General features: G+C 62.9%; 15 protein-coding genes. 9 read left to right on the top strand and 6 right to left on the bottom strand.

Annotated elements, in window-relative coordinates:
- The first annotated feature begins 79 nt into the window (after window positions 1-79).
- Genes JQ46_RS09245 through JQ46_RS09235 form a run of 3 tightly spaced genes read left to right on the top strand, consistent with a single transcriptional unit; the run spans window position 80 to window position 2,725 of the window.
- Window positions 80-517, top strand: a complete 438-nt coding sequence (locus JQ46_RS09245; RefSeq protein WP_034987565.1) for an FxsA family protein — start codon at window positions 80-82, stop codon at window positions 515-517.
- Window positions 514-1,941 carry an apolipoprotein N-acyltransferase gene (gene lnt / locus JQ46_RS09240; RefSeq protein WP_034987563.1) on the top strand — a complete coding sequence of 476 codons (1,428 nt, stop codon included), beginning with the start codon at window positions 514-516 and terminating at the stop codon, window positions 1,939-1,941. The genes JQ46_RS09245 and lnt overlap by 4 nt, the downstream gene beginning before the upstream one ends.
- On the top strand, window positions 1,934-2,725 hold the full coding sequence (locus JQ46_RS09235) for a polyprenol monophosphomannose synthase (RefSeq protein WP_034987561.1): 792 nt from the start codon (window positions 1,934-1,936) through the stop codon (window positions 2,723-2,725). The genes lnt and JQ46_RS09235 overlap by 8 nt, the downstream gene beginning before the upstream one ends.
- Here JQ46_RS09235 and JQ46_RS09230 read toward each other — a convergent pair.
- Window positions 2,716-3,093 carry an RNA polymerase-binding protein RbpA gene (locus JQ46_RS09230; protein WP_011273522.1) on the bottom strand — a complete coding sequence of 126 codons (378 nt, stop codon included), beginning with the start codon at window positions 3,091-3,093 and terminating at the stop codon, window positions 2,716-2,718. The two genes, JQ46_RS09235 and JQ46_RS09230, sit on opposite strands and share 10 nt — an antisense overlap.
- Before the next feature lie 68 nt (window positions 3,094-3,161).
- On the opposite strand from JQ46_RS09230, the gene JQ46_RS09225 reads away from it, so the two are divergent.
- From JQ46_RS09225 to JQ46_RS11370, 3 genes are read left to right on the top strand one after another with little or no spacing between them, the layout of a single operon-like run.
- A complete protein-coding gene (locus JQ46_RS09225; RefSeq protein WP_034987559.1) occupies window positions 3,162-3,491 on the top strand; it encodes a hypothetical protein in 330 nt (109 codons plus the stop codon).
- A 20-nt stretch (window positions 3,492-3,511) separates the two neighbouring features.
- The gene (locus tag JQ46_RS09220) at window positions 3,512-4,195 is read left to right on the top strand and encodes a YceI family protein (RefSeq protein WP_034987556.1); all 684 of its coding nucleotides are present in this window, start codon (window positions 3,512-3,514) and stop codon (window positions 4,193-4,195) included.
- Window positions 4,196-4,205: 10 nt separating this feature from the next.
- Window positions 4,206-4,373, top strand: coding sequence for a hypothetical protein (locus tag JQ46_RS11370; protein ID WP_005294641.1), 168 nt, complete (start codon window positions 4,206-4,208; stop codon window positions 4,371-4,373).
- Window positions 4,374-4,396: 23 nt separating this feature from the next.
- Here the strand turns inward: JQ46_RS11370 and JQ46_RS09215 are convergent, their stop codons facing one another.
- On the bottom strand, window positions 4,397-5,656 hold the full coding sequence (locus tag JQ46_RS09215) for an alpha/beta fold hydrolase (protein ID WP_034987554.1): 1,260 nt from the start codon (window positions 5,654-5,656) through the stop codon (window positions 4,397-4,399).
- An 89-nt stretch (window positions 5,657-5,745) separates the two neighbouring features.
- Between JQ46_RS09215 and JQ46_RS09210 the strand changes: the two genes are divergently transcribed.
- Window positions 5,746-6,972, top strand: coding sequence for a glycoside hydrolase family 1 protein (locus tag JQ46_RS09210; RefSeq protein WP_034987551.1), 1,227 nt, complete (start codon window positions 5,746-5,748; stop codon window positions 6,970-6,972).
- Window positions 6,972-8,183: an MFS transporter gene (locus JQ46_RS09205; RefSeq protein WP_034987548.1), complete on the top strand. Its 1,212-nt coding sequence runs from the start codon at window positions 6,972-6,974 to the stop codon at window positions 8,181-8,183. The genes JQ46_RS09210 and JQ46_RS09205 overlap by 1 nt, the downstream gene beginning before the upstream one ends.
- 3 nt (window positions 8,184-8,186) lie before the next feature.
- Here the strand turns inward: JQ46_RS09205 and JQ46_RS09200 are convergent, their stop codons facing one another.
- The gene (locus JQ46_RS09200) at window positions 8,187-9,602 is read right to left on the bottom strand and encodes an HNH endonuclease (RefSeq protein WP_051876315.1); all 1,416 of its coding nucleotides are present in this window, start codon (window positions 9,600-9,602) and stop codon (window positions 8,187-8,189) included.
- Between the two features lie 156 nt (window positions 9,603-9,758).
- Here JQ46_RS09200 and JQ46_RS09195 point away from each other — a divergent pair, with 156 nt between their 5' ends.
- Window positions 9,759-10,553: an SDR family NAD(P)-dependent oxidoreductase gene (locus tag JQ46_RS09195; protein WP_034987546.1), complete on the top strand. Its 795-nt coding sequence runs from the start codon at window positions 9,759-9,761 to the stop codon at window positions 10,551-10,553.
- On the opposite strand, the gene JQ46_RS09190 is transcribed toward JQ46_RS09195, so the two are convergent.
- The 3 genes from JQ46_RS09190 to JQ46_RS09180 all read right to left on the bottom strand — a co-directional run bounded on the left by JQ46_RS09190 (window position 10,528) and on the right by JQ46_RS09180 (window position 14,787).
- Window positions 10,528-11,805, bottom strand: coding sequence for an amidase family protein (locus tag JQ46_RS09190; RefSeq protein ID WP_034987543.1), 1,278 nt, complete (start codon window positions 11,803-11,805; stop codon window positions 10,528-10,530). The two genes, JQ46_RS09195 and JQ46_RS09190, sit on opposite strands and share 26 nt — an antisense overlap.
- Window positions 11,792-13,471: an FAD-binding dehydrogenase gene (locus JQ46_RS09185; protein WP_034987540.1), complete on the bottom strand. Its 1,680-nt coding sequence runs from the start codon at window positions 13,469-13,471 to the stop codon at window positions 11,792-11,794. The genes JQ46_RS09190 and JQ46_RS09185 overlap by 14 nt, the downstream gene beginning before the upstream one ends.
- Window positions 13,472-13,554: 83 nt before the next feature.
- Window positions 13,555-14,787: a class I SAM-dependent methyltransferase gene (locus tag JQ46_RS09180; RefSeq protein ID WP_034987539.1), complete on the bottom strand. Its 1,233-nt coding sequence runs from the start codon at window positions 14,785-14,787 to the stop codon at window positions 13,555-13,557.
- Window positions 14,788-14,936: the final 149 nt, after the last annotated feature.

The raw sequence follows: 14,936 nt of genomic DNA, 5'->3' as shown, positions 1-14,936 counted from the left end.
TGTAAGCACGATTTCGTTACAAAGATCGCGTTTTCATAACAAATTTTCAGACAGATACCATAGGAGTTTCCACACAGCCATGCAATTCTTACCCGCCGTGTATCTCGTCGTAGAAATCATCGCCTTCATCCTCTTGGGAGTGTGGATCGGCTGGGGCTGGGCGCTGCTGATCCTGTTGGGCCTGTTTGTGCTAGGTATCGCCCTGGCCACCTGGCAGATGCGCGAGCTCACCGTCCGCGCGCTGCAGCAAAAGGGTCGTCCCGGCGAGCTCACGGCCGACATGGCTCTTTCCATGGTGGGCGCTGTTGGCGTGGCCGTTCCCGGCATCGTCACGAGCTTTCTCGGCATTTTCTTCCTGATCCCGCCGACCCGTTCCTTGATCCGCAAGATGCTGGGCCAGGCCGCACGCCGCTCCCTGGAGCGTTTCGGCGTGACCACCTATTCGCGCGTTAGCCACATCCAGAACTCGGGCGGTTGGGGAGACGTCATCGACCACCGCACGGGCGAGAACGGATGATTTTAAGGCTCCTCGCCGCTGTTTTTAGCGGTGTGATGGTCTTTGCCTCCTTCGAGCCGACTGGCCTGTGGTGGGCCGCGCCGCTCGGATTTGCGCTGCTGTTCTACTTCGCCGACCACCGCCACGCCATGTTGATGGCCTGGGTGCAAGGCCTCACCATCTACGGCTTGTTGCTGCCGTGGGTCGGGGAGTTCGTCGGCGCGGCCGCCTGGATCGCTTTGGCGCTGGTCCAGTCCCTCTACAGTCTGCTGTTCGGCGCGGGGCTAAAGCTTTTAGTCCGACGCCCCCTCACGGCCCAAATCATCGGCATTCCGACCTGGTTCGTCGCGACTGAGTGGCTGCGCTCTTCCTTTCCCTTCGGCGGCTTTCCATGGGGGCGCATCGCGTGGGGCCAGGCCAGCGGCCCGATTAGCTGGCTGATCCGTCTCGGTGGCCCCGCACTTGTCACCTTCGCCGTGGTGCTGATCGGCTTGCTGCTGTCTTTGAGCCTCCGCAGGCACCGGGCGCCTGCGTACTCCTTGGCTGGCGTAGTGGCCGTGATCGCCGCCTACGCGCTGCTGATTCCCGCCACGCCCACCGACCGCACCGTGGATGTCGTCGCAGTGCAGGGCAACGTGCCGCGCCTGGGTCTGGACTTCAATGCCCAGCGCCGCGCCGTGCTGGATAACCACGTGCGGCGCACCGAGCAGTTGGAGTCAGATCCGGACATCGTCATCTGGCCGGAGAACTCCTCCGACGTCAATCCTTTCACCGACTCCGGCGCCCGTCAGCAGATTGAGCGCGCCCAGCGGTCCGTCGACGCACCGATCCTCGTCGGTACCGTCAGCCCGGAGCACAACACGATGGTGGTCTGGGATAGCGACGGCCCAGGGGAGAGCCACGTCAAGCGCTTCCTACAGCCCTTCGGCGAATATATGCCCTTCCGCGATTTCTTGCGCAAATTCAGCGAGCATGTCGACCGCGCCGGCAACTTCCAGCCCGGCGACGACAACGGAGTGGTCCACATGAACGGCATCCCCGTCGGCGTGGCCACCTGTTACGAGGTGAGCTTCGACGGCGCGTTCCGCATGGCTGTGCAGGGCGGCGCGCAGATTCTCACCAGCCCGACGAACAACGCGACCTTCGGGTTTACGGACATGACGTATCAGCAACTTGCCATGTCTCGCATGCGCGCCAAGGAGTATGATCGCGCAGTGGTGGTCGCCGCAACCTCGGGTGTGTCGGCGATCGTCAAGCCCAATGGTTCGGTGGAGCAGCGCACTGCCATTTTTACTTCTGACGCCCTCGAGGCCGAGTTGCCCCTAAGCGATACAATGACACTGTCAGCCCGCGTCGGCCCATGGGTGGAATGGATTCTAGCTATTCTGGGTCTGCTGTCCGTGGCATTTACTTATAGGAGAGGTAAGAAAGCTTTTCATGACTAAGCTGAGCGATAAAACACTGGTCATCATCCCGACCTACAACGAGAGGGAAAACCTTCCTCTGATCATCGGTCGACTGCTGAAGGCCGAGCCCGAGCGCGTGGACGTCCTCATCGTCGATGATTCCAGCCCGGACGGCACCGGGGACCTGGCCGACGAGATGGCCGCTGAGAACTCGAAGATTCACGTGATGCACCGCGGTGGCAAGGGCGGCCTGGGTGGCGCCTATATCGCTGGCTTCCACTGGGGCCTGGAGCGCGACTACGAGATCCTGTGCGAGATGGATGCCGACGGCTCCCACGCTCCCGAGCAGCTATACCTGCTGCTCGACCGCATCGATGCGGGCGCGGAGATGGTTCTGGGTTCCCGTTACGTCAAGGGCGGCAAGACCGTGAACTGGCCGGTCAGCCGCGAGGTTCTGTCCCGCGGCGGCAACATTTACGCCTCTCTGGCGTTGGGCGCGGGCCTGTCCGACATCACCGGCGGCTACCGTGCGTACCGCCGCGAGGTGTTGGAGGAGATCGACCTGGATGCCGTCGATTCCGCTGGCTATGTCTTCCAGGTAGATCTGGCTTGGCGAGCCGTCGAAGCCGGCTTCGACGTGCGCGAGGTTCCGATCACCTTCACCGAGCGGGAGATCGGCGATTCCAAGATGAGCGGCAACATCGTCTCTGAGGCTCTGCTGCAGGTGACGAAGTGGGGTGCCGTGCACCGCTTTAACCAGGTGAAGAACCTGGCCCAGGAGTCTTGGCGCATCGGCGCCGGCACCGTGCGAAGCTACTTCTGATTCGCTTCCTGCTGCTCCTTCATGAGCTTCACCGCAGTGCGGCGGCGCTTACGGAGCAGTTCAATGCGCTCGTCGAGCAGCTCGTCGAGCTCCTCGAGGCTGCGGCGCTCGCGCAGCATGTCCCAGTGAGTGCGCGGGGGCTTCACCGGCTTGGATTCCTGGCCTTCGCCCTCGACCAGCGTGCCCATCTGGCCGTTCTTGCACATCCACTCCTGTGGAACCTCCGCATCGTCGGCGAAGGGAACCTCGTAGATTTCCCCAGCCTCGGTGCGGTATTTCACCATGCGGCGGGGAGCTAGGTCGTGGTCGCGGTCCGTCTCATAAGAAACGGCACCCATGCGACTTCCGCGCAGTACGCGATCGGCCATTCTTCATCACTCCTAAATCAGTTCGAACTAATCCATCATAACAACGAAGTTTCGTTAAGAATTGTTCCATGCCTCGACCAAAGCACTGCGCCTGGTGCGGCAGGGTAGTTGAACCCGGCCCGACGAACCGGCCCCGCAAGTTCTGCAATCAGTCGTGCCGCCAGCGCGCCTACGAGCAGCGCGCCCAGTTGGCGGGCACCTCGATCCCGGCGGATTCCGTCATTATGTCGGCCAGCGCGGCCGAGAAGTTCCACGATGACCTCTTCGAGCTGCGCTGCGCAGCCGAGGACCTATGCACCGCGGCAAAGGAAGGGGAGTCCGCCAAGGTGGTGGAGGAGTTGGCGTCCGAACTAGAGAACCTGACCCGCCGCATCGAGCAACTTAGGGGACGCAGGTAGGAAGGGCTATGCTATAGGGCATGCGTAAGGGAATCATCACTCTCGCCGTAATTGGCATGATTGTCGGTGTGCTGATGGCTTTCGGGCCGCTGGTGGCGAACTACTTTAGCGACCGGGGCTTGCGAACCGCGGACATTACCGCAGGTGGAGAGCCCGCTAGCGTGGGAATGGACGGCTCCTGGCACGTGGTACGGGGAGCCGGAGATAACGTTTCGCAGGCTGGCTACACCTTCGACGAGAAGTTGCCCGCCGGCTCCAAGACCACCTCGGGCCGCACCGAGGACGTCGAGGGCGACGTCAAGGTTGAGGATAAGAAGCTCACCGAGGGCAAGATCACGGTCGACGTCGCCAGCATCAGCAGTGACGTGGAAAAGCGCGACATCAACGTGCGCAAGAGCATCCTGCACACCGATAAGTTCCCGAAGGCCACGTTCACGCTGACGGAGCCCGCCGACGTCTCCAATCTGCCGGACGATGGCACGACCGAGAAGGTAAAGGTCACCGGCGACCTCGAGCTGCGCGGCAAGAAGAATCCGGTGACCGCCGAGCTGAAGGTTCTGCGCACCGGCGAGCACGTGATCCTGCAGGGCAACATCCCGTTTAAGCGCAGCGACTTCGACATCCAGACTCCGCAGTTCGTCGCCGCAACGATCGCCGACGAAGGCACCATCGATCTATTGCTCGTACTCGAGCAGGATAAGTAGGCGCGGTCAAATGTCTCCAGAGATGCTCAAGTACTCGCGCATCATGCGCATCGTGGTGCTGTTGTTCTTTATCGGCTATCTGCTGTGGCAGGGCACGGGCCTGACGTATTTCTTCGCCGCGGTCTGCGCGCTGTTCCTGGCCGCCACCTGCTATCAGCTGTGGCAGTCCAGGGATTAGCCGATAATATACATTATGACACTTTAGCTTCCTGCCACGTTGGGTAGCGCTGCGCTGCCTTCCACGGATCCTTGCAGCTGCCCCACCGGCGCCTCGCACGTGCGCCCCAGCGGTTCGCCGCGGAAACGCTTCAAGATGAAGTCGATGCCGAACGCGCCGCCCGTCACCGCCTGGATGAAGTGATTGTATTCGCCCACCGGCGGCATGATGTCGTCTCGGTACTCAACCTGTGCGCCCTTCTCGCACCACGTGCGCGCCAGTTCCTTCGCCTGGTTGTACTCGACGTTCTTGTCGTGACGCCCAGATATCACCATTACCGGCGCCACCGGACGCTTAAGCCCAATGCGCTGATCCTCCATAGCTTCCCGCGCCTCGGGCATCTCCTTCAACAACTCATCGAGCGTCTTGCCCGACTTTGTCCACTCGCTGGTCTTCTTGTGCCCGTATTTGTCCGTAATCTCCCCGGTGCACATCGTAGACAGATCCTTCAGCGCCTGCTTGCCCTCTTCGTTGAGGTGCTTATCCAGCAGCGGCTGCAGGTGCGGATAGCGCTCCAGCAAGCCGTTGATCGTGAAGCCGATTGCTCCCATAAGATCCGAACCGTCAATGTTGCGCTGCACCGCCTCCAGGTCCGCCGGCGGCGCAGATGCATACGCCCCGACCACATTGAGCTCCGGAGCGTACTCGCCCGCCGCCTCGACCGCCGCAGCCGACGCGCCGCCGCCCTGCGAATGCCCGTAGAACGCCACCGGCCCGTCACCCACACCGGCAGCGCGCGCCGCATCCAGCATCGCGTGGGCCTGATCGTCGCGGTTCATGTACGTGTGCATTCCCGGCGTTCCCATGCCGATGTAATCGGTCACCACCACGCGCACACCCTTGGAGGCAAATACCCAGTCGTAGATACCCTCCAGATTTACCGCCCGCTTAGCCTTGATCGGATCCGGCTGCCCGTCCAGCGGCCAGTTCCTGCTCGGCGCGCACTGGTCGCCCTGCCCGACCGTTCCGCGGCCGATCACCACTGTCGGGCGCGGCCCCTCGCCTTTCCACTCCACGACCGGCTCCACGATGTAGCCGCTGACCTGGGCTTTCTTCCCGTCCGAGGTGGTCGTCGTGTACTCGATTCGGTCCACCGTCTTCGGCAACCTCATGTGCAGGTCGCCGAACACATTGGAATATGCGACCTTCTCCCTCTTAGTTATCTGCGCAGCCTCGGCGGGCGACGCGAATCCGGCAAATGCAATGGCTGTTGCGCATGCGAGCGCTGCTGTTTTCTTAAGCATTACTTTGTTGTACCAAACCAATTACCCCCGATGGGGTAAAAACCGAAAACTTTGCCAACAGAAACTAAGGGCGTCAATAAGTTAAGTACATGGACCTCAGCAACATCCGCATCGGTACCGCATCGGCCGGGCTGCAGATCGAAGGATCACCTCGCCCCAACAACTGGAGCGAGTGGGTCGCCAAGGACGGCACTACCCCGCACCCCACAACCGACCACTGGCGCCGCTGGCGCGAAGACAACCAGCTCATGAGCGACCTCGGCCTGCAGATCGCTCGCGTCGGCGTGGAGTGGTCGCGCGTGGAACCCGAGCCCGGCCGCTACGACCACGAAGCGCTTCAACGCTACAGAGAAGAGTTCCTCGACCTGCGCGAACGCGGAATCGAACCACTAGTCACCCTGCATCATTTCGGCCATCCCGCCTGGTTTGAAGCCAACGGCGCATTCACGCGCGAGTCGAACGTGGAGATTTTCCTGCGCTACGTCGATGTCGTGCTCGACCACTTGGGTGACGTGGTGACCGACTGGATCACCATCAACGAGCCGAACGTCTTCGCCACCGAGGCTTACCTCTTCGGCTCCACCCCACCCGGCCGCGGGGGTCTGCCAAAGGTGCGCCCGTGCCTGCGGAACATGGCGGCTGCGCACATACTGGCCTACCAGCGCATCCACTCACGCTTGGATAATCCGCGAGTTACCTTCGCCCACCACCGCCGAGTCTTCGCGCCCATGAACCCGCGCAACCCCATCCACCGGCTGCTTACTCCCCTGGTCGAATGGCTTTTCCAAGGTGCGATCGAGCCTGCTTTCTTCGAGGGGCGCTTCCACCCCGTGCTCGGTCGCCCTAGCCTCAACCTGCCCAGCGGCGGGGTCTTCGCCGATGCTGTGGCCATTAACTACTACTCGCGCACGGCGGTTCGCGGTTTTTCTGACGCCACCTTCCCCGGAACCCCAACCAATGACCTCGGCTGGGAGATCTACCCGCCGGGGATTGCGGAGGTCTCCGCCGAGCTGGCCAAGCGCTACCAGCTGCCGGTCTGGATCACGGAGAACGGAACCGCCGACGCCGCCGAACGCTTCCGTTGCGCGTTCATCCTGGACCACCTGGCGGAGCTTTCCCGCGTTCCGGAGGTCGAGCGTTACTACCACTGGTGCTTCGTGGACAACTGGGAGTGGTCCGAGGGCATGGCGCAGAAGTTTGGCGTAGTGGACGTTGATCGGCAGATCAAGCCCGCTGGGCGTCTGCTGCAGGCGCTGATCCGCGAGGGTGCCATCACCCCGGAAATCGATGCCAAGTTCAGAGAGAAGGGCCAGTGATGTTGCAGACTCTTACTGCCGCCGAGCGCGAGCCGAAGCGGTTCTATTGGAAGTTCGGAGTGGCCTTCTTCGGATCCGTCTTCGCCTGGGCAGGCCCCACGCAGCTGCTGCTGGGCTTGCAGATGATTGAACTACGGCCGGACACCAAGGAGGATTCCCTCGCCCTCATGATGATGCTCGGCGGCGCGACCGCCGTAGTAACGAGCCTGCTGACCGGCTACATCGCCGACCGCAGCTGGTTCTGGGTGGGGCGTTGGGGCAAGCGGCTGCCTTGGGTTCTGCTGGCCGCGCCCCTGGCCACGCTGGGATTGCTGCTGATGTCTTTCACCCCCGACTTTTGGGTACTCACTGGGCTGTGGTGCTTGGTGCAGGTCTTCGTTGCGTTCGTGACGAATAACCTGATGACGGTCACCGCAGATGTTGTCCCGCAGGAGAAGTTCGGGTTAGTTTCCGGGATCGTCGGCGCGACCTACACCTTCGGAATTGTCGGCGGGACCGCCGTTGCCGCGGCTTTGCCGATCCAGCAGGCGTACTGGGTTGTAGGCGTCATTTCCCTTCTCTTTATCTTCCAATTCGCTTTCGGTCGTGGTCACGTGGACGTGCACGTGCGCCCGTACGATTCGCTGTCCGCGACGGTCGGCGACGAGGGCTCGTACCGCAATTATTGGCTTGTCTTCACCAGCCGTTTCGTGATCCACCTAGCCAACTACACCAGCCTGTTCTACTTGCTGTATTACCTGCGGGATCACATTGGAATACCGGATCCGGATGCGGGCGTGCTGATGCTGACCCTGCTGTATGCGGTCTTCACCATCATCACTGCGTTTATCAGCGGTGGCGTGTCGGACCGGTTGGGCCGGCGGAAGACTCTGGTGGTCGTTTCGGCGCTTGGAGTCGCGGGCGCTACGGGCATGATGACTATCGCCACCGGCATGGGTTTGGTTTATGCCGCGGCGATGCTGTTGGGGTTGAGCTGGGGAGTGTTCAGCAGCGTGGATCAGGCCATGGTTAACGAGTCGCTGCCCAGCAAAAAGAACCGTGCGCGCGACGTGTCACTGATGTCGCTCACCCAGGGGGTCAGCAACATGTTCTGCGGTGGCCTCGCGGCCCTCGCGTTGAGGCATTTCGATTACCCCGGCATGTTCCTGATGTGCAGCATCATCTGCGTGTTCGGCGCGCTGCTGGTGCTGCCCGTCACCTCCTCAAAGTAGTGGTTAGAACGGCGGCTCCTCTTCGTCCTTCTGCAATTGTTCGAGCTGCTCGATCTGGCTGCTCAGTTCCTCTCGCGCCAGCTCGGCGATGGCGTTGGCGATCGTGATCTCACTGTTGATCCGCCGCTGAAGCTCTTCCTTAATTTCTTCGACGGAAGCGCAGTTCAGCATCTTCTGCAACTCCTCGCGGGTGATAGACAGCCCGCGAGGCATCATCGGATCGGCGTTGAGCTTCTCCTCGTTGAGTTTGCGCACCACCCGGGCCTTGCGTACCCCGCGCTCGGCGAAGTTCTCGCGCGCCAGCGGCCCGTCGGGCACGGTGACAACCTCGTGGCCGTCTCCGTGCGAGGTCCACACTTCGGTGCCATCAGCGTGCAGCGCGACGTCCCAGGTACCAGCCGTCTTTAGGCGGTGATGGGTGCGACAAAGCAGATGCATATTTGCCGTCGAAGTCGGTCCGCCTTCGGCGTGGCGGTGCACATGGTCGATGTCGCATGTGTACCCCGGCGCATCGCAGCCCGGGAAACGGCAGTGCCCATCGCGCCCTATTACTGACGCCCGCAGCAACTCCGTCGGCTGGTATCCCTCCGTCGCGGTGTAACCGGGGGCTGCCAGGTGGGTGACTTTCGCGAGCCACTCGCAGCTAGCGGCCTCGGACAGCCAGTGGTCTTCGGCGAAGACTCCGCGGGGTTGCGACCCGACGGCCTTATACAGGTTCAAGGTGACCTCGGTGGTGATGTTCTGCTCGAGCATCGCCAGGAAGGCCTCCCCCATGGAGCATCCGCGCTTCAGGGAGGCCGCCTTCACCGCCTTGTGCAGTTCCACGCCACGCAGGCGCGGAACTGTGAGGGTAAACGCAGTGGTCTCGTACTCACTGCGGTCGATCACCAGCTCCGGCGAATTCGTATCCATGGGCGGAATATCGTCCAATGGAGCCGCCAGCTTGTCCCGGTCCCCCACAATCGCCTTGACCTTGTTGTACGCCGCCCGCGGGGTGGGAACCTGCTGGTTCGGCACGGTGGGTTTGAGGGCTTTCAGGATCTCCTGCTCCACCTCGGCGCGCTTGTCCGGGGCTACGGCCTCGACAGCCTCCGTGACCTGCTGGATATGGCGAATAGTGAAAGCGCCGCTGCGGAACAACTGGTGGAGTTGTGGGAAGACTTGGAGCATCAGCCCAGCGTCGGCATAGTTGGCCGCCACTACCTTGCTGATACCGAAACGCACGGCGAGCTTGGAAACATGATCGGGAACGAGGTCGTCCGGCCCCGGAGTAGACTGCTCGACCATGGCGAGGTGGGTCAGATTGAGAGCACGGGACGTCGCCGTTAGCGGGTCGTCGGAACGCGCAAGCCGGTAGTAAGGCTCGGCGCTATCGGGCGGTGGTTCGATGGTGTTTTCGGTGAGTGTTGTGGTGTTCATACGATCCCCTTCGTGAACTAACACGAGTTTAGAACACACAATCGAACGATGTCAATACCCCTAGCAAATTAAATGCTAAGACTCAACCTTTACTAGAACGTTTGAACTATTCTTCTTTCGTCGCCCAACTCCCAGATTTCGTGTAAAAATGACACCATGAGCACTTTGGACCTCTCCCAAGAAACCGTCCTCATCACCGGCGCCAGCTCGGGTCTCGGCAAGGAATTCGCCACCCAACTGGCAGCCAAGGGCGCAAACCTCGTTCTGGTCGCGCGCCGCCAGGATCGGCTGAACAAGATTGCGGCGGAGATTAAGAGGCGTCATAAAGTAAAAGTCGAGGTAATAGCCAAAGACCTATCCGAGCACGGCGTGGCGGGCGAGATCTCGTGGGAGCTTTCTACGCGCGGGATTACGGTGACCTCGCTGATCAACAACGCGGGCTTCGCCAACTACGAATCGTTCAGCGACGTCCCAACCGACCGCCTCCGCGCGGAGATCGCAGTGAACGTGCACGCGCTGGTGGAGCTGACCCACATGTTCCTGCCACGGTTCGAGGATCGCGGGAATGGCTTCATCCTGAATGTGGCGTCTATCGCGGGGTTCCAGCCCTCCCCTAGCATGGTCGTTTACGGCGCCACCAAGTCGTTTGTGCTGTCGTTTACGGAGGGGCTGTACGCCGAGCGCAAGGGCTCCGGCGTGCGGATTATGGCGTTGTGCCCAGGGCCGACGGAGACCGAATTCTTCCGCGTAGCCGGCAGCGACCGGGCCGACGGCGGCCTGAAACGCATGAGCAGCCGCGACGTCGTAGCTGCCGGCATCGAAGCCCTGCTGCGCAAGTCCCCGCCGCCGTCCGTGGTCGCGGGCACGTTCAACAAGGTGCTGATGAGCGTGTCGCAGCGCATGCCACGGCGCGCTATGACGGAGATTATGGCGCGGGTGATGAAGCGCTAGCTAACTCCAGCAATAGCCGCTCATCGCGGGCGACTAGCTGCACGCCGACAGGCAGGCCATCACTCCCCTTACCTGCAGGAATGCTCATCGCGGGGTGTCCGGAAACATTCCACAAAGCAGTGTAAGCGACCGACGGCAAACTAGCGATCTGCGCAGCCAGCATGCCCTTGCCCGACAGCACACCGGCGCGCGCCGGGCGGGAAGCGACGGTTGGGGTCAGTAGCACGTCGATGTCGTCGAATACCCGATCCAACTGTTCCCCCAGCCGATCCGAAAACTCTTCGGCCCAGCGCAGCACCGGACCTTGCGCCCACACTCCTGCCGCGCGGGTGACCTTGTGGCGCCTTTCGATGCGGCCGGGATATTCCAGCTGTGCGATCTCCTTGCGAATCCCCGCGAAGAACTGCGTGACGAACGCCGCCGTCGGATCCTTATGCTGCAGTGTGCAGTTGCGCACCTCGTGGCCCATTCCGCGTAGCCGGTCAGCCATCGCGCGCACAGCACGGACGTGGTCTCGGTGCGGTGGGGTTAGCGGCGTTGAGGGTTGCAGGCTCACACCGATTCTTAGTGACGCCCCCTTGGTTTCGGTAGCGACGGAGTCAGATAGGGCGTCAAAAAGAAGGGCACAGTCGCGTGCAGAACGAGCGATAGGGCCGGCGGTGCCGAGACGGCACCACAGATCCTCCCCCGGGAGTGTGCCGCGGGCGGGCTTAAGACCGTAAAGGCCACAGTGCGCGGAGGGAATGCGGATGGACCCGCCGCCGTCACCGCCGACGGCGAAAGGCACCCAACCAGCGGCAACGGCAACTGCAGAGCCTCCGGAGGAACCGCCCGGGGTATAACGCGGATTGTGCGGGTTGCGGGTGATCCCGCGGGCCTCGGACTCGGTGAACGGGAATGCGCCAAACGCAGGCATGGTGGTTTTGCCTAGAATGATCGCCCCGGCTTTGCGCAAGCGGCGAACGATTTCGTCGTCGGCGGTAGCGGGCGTGGGGTTCGCGTTCGTGCCGAAGGTGGTGGGTACTCCGCGGACCGCGACTTCCTCCTTGATGAGCACCGGCACGCCGTGCAGTGGGCCGGGGTCGGCGCTGGAATCTAGGTCGGCGGCGGCTGCCAGCGCTTCATCGTCCAGGAGTACCGAGATGGCATTGAAGTGCCGATCCTGGGCGCGGATGCGGCGTAGCGTCTTCTCAATGAGCGGAACCGCGCCGTGTTCCAGCGCCTCGGCGCGCCATTCGTTAGAGCTGAGCAATGGTAGCCTTCAGGTTTTCGCCGACCCGCTTGCCGGAGTGGATGCAGCCACCGAGGAAGGTGCCCTCGAGGGCGTTCTTGCCGTGCATGCCGCCACCGCCGAAGCCGGCGACCTCGCCGGCTGCGTACAGGCCGGGCAGGACCGAGCCGTCGGTGCGCAGGCAGCGGCCGGAAAGGTCGGTCTCGATGCCGCCGAGGGTCTTGCGGGTCAGCACGTGCAGCTTGACGGCAATCAGCGGGCCCTTCGACTCATCGAGCAGGCGGTGTGGGGCGGCGCAGCGGACGATCTTGTCGCCCAGGTATCCGCGGGCGGTGCGGATGTAGTTGATCTGCGCGTCCTTGCTGAACTTGTTGTCCACCTGCGAGTCGCGGTCCTCGATAGTGCGGCGCAGTTCGTGGACGTCGATGGCGGGGGCATCGTCGTCAGCGATGGCGTTCATGCCCTCGACCAGGGAGCCCAGGTCGTCGGCGACCACCCAGTCCTCGCCGTGGTCCATGAATGCCTTCACGGCGGGGTGCGTGCCGGGGCCAACCTTGGAAAGTAGGTTCTTGACCTTCTTGATGGTCAGATCCGGGTTCTGCTCGGAGCCGGAGAAGATGAACTCCTTGTCGGCGATCGTCTTGTTCAGGATGAACCAGGAGTAGCTGTGGCCCGTGGTGCCGAGGTGCTTCATGGTGGAGATCGTGTCGCCACCTGGGATGATGTTGCTGGGGAAACGCTTGCCCGTCGCGTCAATCCACAGCGAGGACGGGCCCGGGATGATGCGGATGCCGTGGCCAGGCCAGATGGAATTCCAGTTCTTCATTCCCTCGGTGTAAGCCCACATGCGGTCGGTGTTCACCAGGTTCGCGCCGGCGGTTTCGGAGATCTGGATCATGCGGCCGTCCACATGGGCGGGCACGCCGGTGACCATGTCGTTCGGCACCGGGCCCCACTGGTCGGTCGGCCACGCACGGCGCACCAGGTCGAGGTTGCCGCCGATGCCGCCGGAGGTCACTACGACGGCACGCGCGCGTAGCTCGAACTCCCCTACGGTCTTTCTAGATGACGCCACGCCGCGGTCCAGATCGCTCGGTTCCAGCACGCTGCCGCGCACGCCGACGACGGCGTCATTTTCTACAATTAGCTCGTCGACCTGGTGCCGGAAGCGGAACTCGACCTTGCCTTCCGCCTCTGCGGCCTCGATGGGTTCGCGGAAGACACGTACGACCTCCGGTCCGGTGCCCCAGGTCAGGTGGAAGCGGGGCACGGAGTTTCCGTGGCCGCTGGCGTCTCCGGAACCGCGCTCGGCCCAGCCGACAGTGGGCAGCACGTTGAGGCCGAGCGCCTTGAGGTAGTCGCGCTTCTCAGTGGCTGCGAAACGGACGTACTCGCGGCCCCAGCGGCGCGGCCAGTAATCGTTCTGGGAATCGTCGAACTGCGCGGAGTTTTCCCAGTCGCGCCAAGCGAGCTCCTCGGAATCCTTGACTCCCATCAGCTTCTGCTCGGGGCTTCCCACATAGAACAGGCCACCAAGCGACCAGAAGGCCTGTCCGCCCAGGTTGTTACGGTTTTCCTGGTCCAGGATCAGGACCTTCAGACCCGACTTCTGCGCCTCGTAGGCGGCGACGAGGCCGGCCAGGCCGGCGCCGACGATGATGACATCGGGGTTCGTGGGAGTAGTCACGGAAGAGTTCCTCTCGGGGTTATGCGCGAATATTTATTATTACGCTAAAACTATCCGGCGAGCCCCGCGGGGAAATCGCAAAACTACTTAGGGGCGAGGACGAATTGGACGCACCCGATGTCCTCGGCGGTGGCCAGGGCCTCGTGGAGGGCCAGCTGGTAATCCCAGAGGTGGCGGAACACCGGGTCAAAGCCGGCGGCCGCGGCCTGGCGCTCGCGGGAGAGGAAGTTCGCACGCCACAGCGGCAACGTCGCGCGCAGGTGGGCGCTGAGGTTGTTCTCCGCGACGACGGCCAGTTGGGTGTGCTCGGCAGCGGCCTCGCGGACCTGCTGGACGGTGGGATACTCCAGGGCGGGCCAGACGTAGGCGCGCATGACATCCAGGGACTCGCGGGCGGTCTCCCGCATCTCGTCGGTGGCGATGATCGACTGGATCACGGCGAGCCCATCGTCGGAGAGCATGCGGTCAACGGCCTTGAGGTAGTGGCTCAAGCCCCCGAGCCCCAGGGTCTCCATGCGCTCGACGGAGAAGATGGCCTCGTAACGGCCGGACCACTGGCGCGGGGAGGGCACCGGCCCGGCGATGACCTCCACGTTCACCGCTCCCCCGACCCCGGCGGTGTGGACGCGGGCGCGCACAGCGTCCGCATGGTCTTCGTCGCTGGTCAGGACGTCCACGCGAGCGCCGCGTTTGGCGGCCTGAACGGCCAGCTGGCCACCGGAAGAAGGCATCTCCAGCACGCGGTCGCCGGGGCCGACCTCGGCCTCGTCGAGCATGGTGGTGATGCGGCGGCGCTGCGCGTCGTCCAGGTCGAGACGCTCCACGGGATCCGGCTCGCCGAACCAGGTGAAGTCGATGCCGTCCTCGTGCGCACTAGTGCGGGAGGCGCTACTGAACTGGGCGGATCCCGTGGCGCGGGTGGCACCGGCGTAGAGCTCTACGAGAGCCTCCGGCAGCTCTCCCGGGGCAGGGCCTCGGCGCTTCGACGTGCGGCGGGCGAAGAACTCGCCAAATCTGCCCTCGAAGGGCTGATCCATCAGAGCTCCGAGGACCTCCGGGAGGGGTTCAGCCGACCACTCCCCGGCCATGTATCCCTCTGCCAGACCCAACCAGCCCTCAGCGACCACCCGATCGATCACCTGGCCATCCCGAACAACCATGTGCGGCACCGTGTCGGCGTCCAGAGCAATTCCGTGGGAAGAAAGCAGCGCCTCCATGCGCGCGGTGACGGCCTCGGCCCGGCGGCCCATAAAACGAGAGTGCGGGGCGGCAACCAGGCGCGGCCAGCGTTCCTCGTCGATGTACGGAGACGTCATCTTGCCTTCCTTTTGCGCTGTAACTCCCCCCCGAAGTTACTAGGGAAACAACTTTTGGCTTCCGAGGCGCAACCGAAAGCGCCCGAATTTCTCGAAAACCGGGGGATCTCGGTGTGAAGCGCACGGCTGAACCAATTAAGATGGTGCCG

Origin of the sequence: Corynebacterium jeikeium (assembly GCF_000738175.1) — a bacterium.
Classification (GTDB): domain Bacteria; phylum Actinomycetota; class Actinomycetes; order Mycobacteriales; family Mycobacteriaceae; genus Corynebacterium; species Corynebacterium jeikeium_C.
Note: the sequence above shows the minus strand (reverse complement) of the source record. Positions and strands in the feature narration are given on the sequence as shown.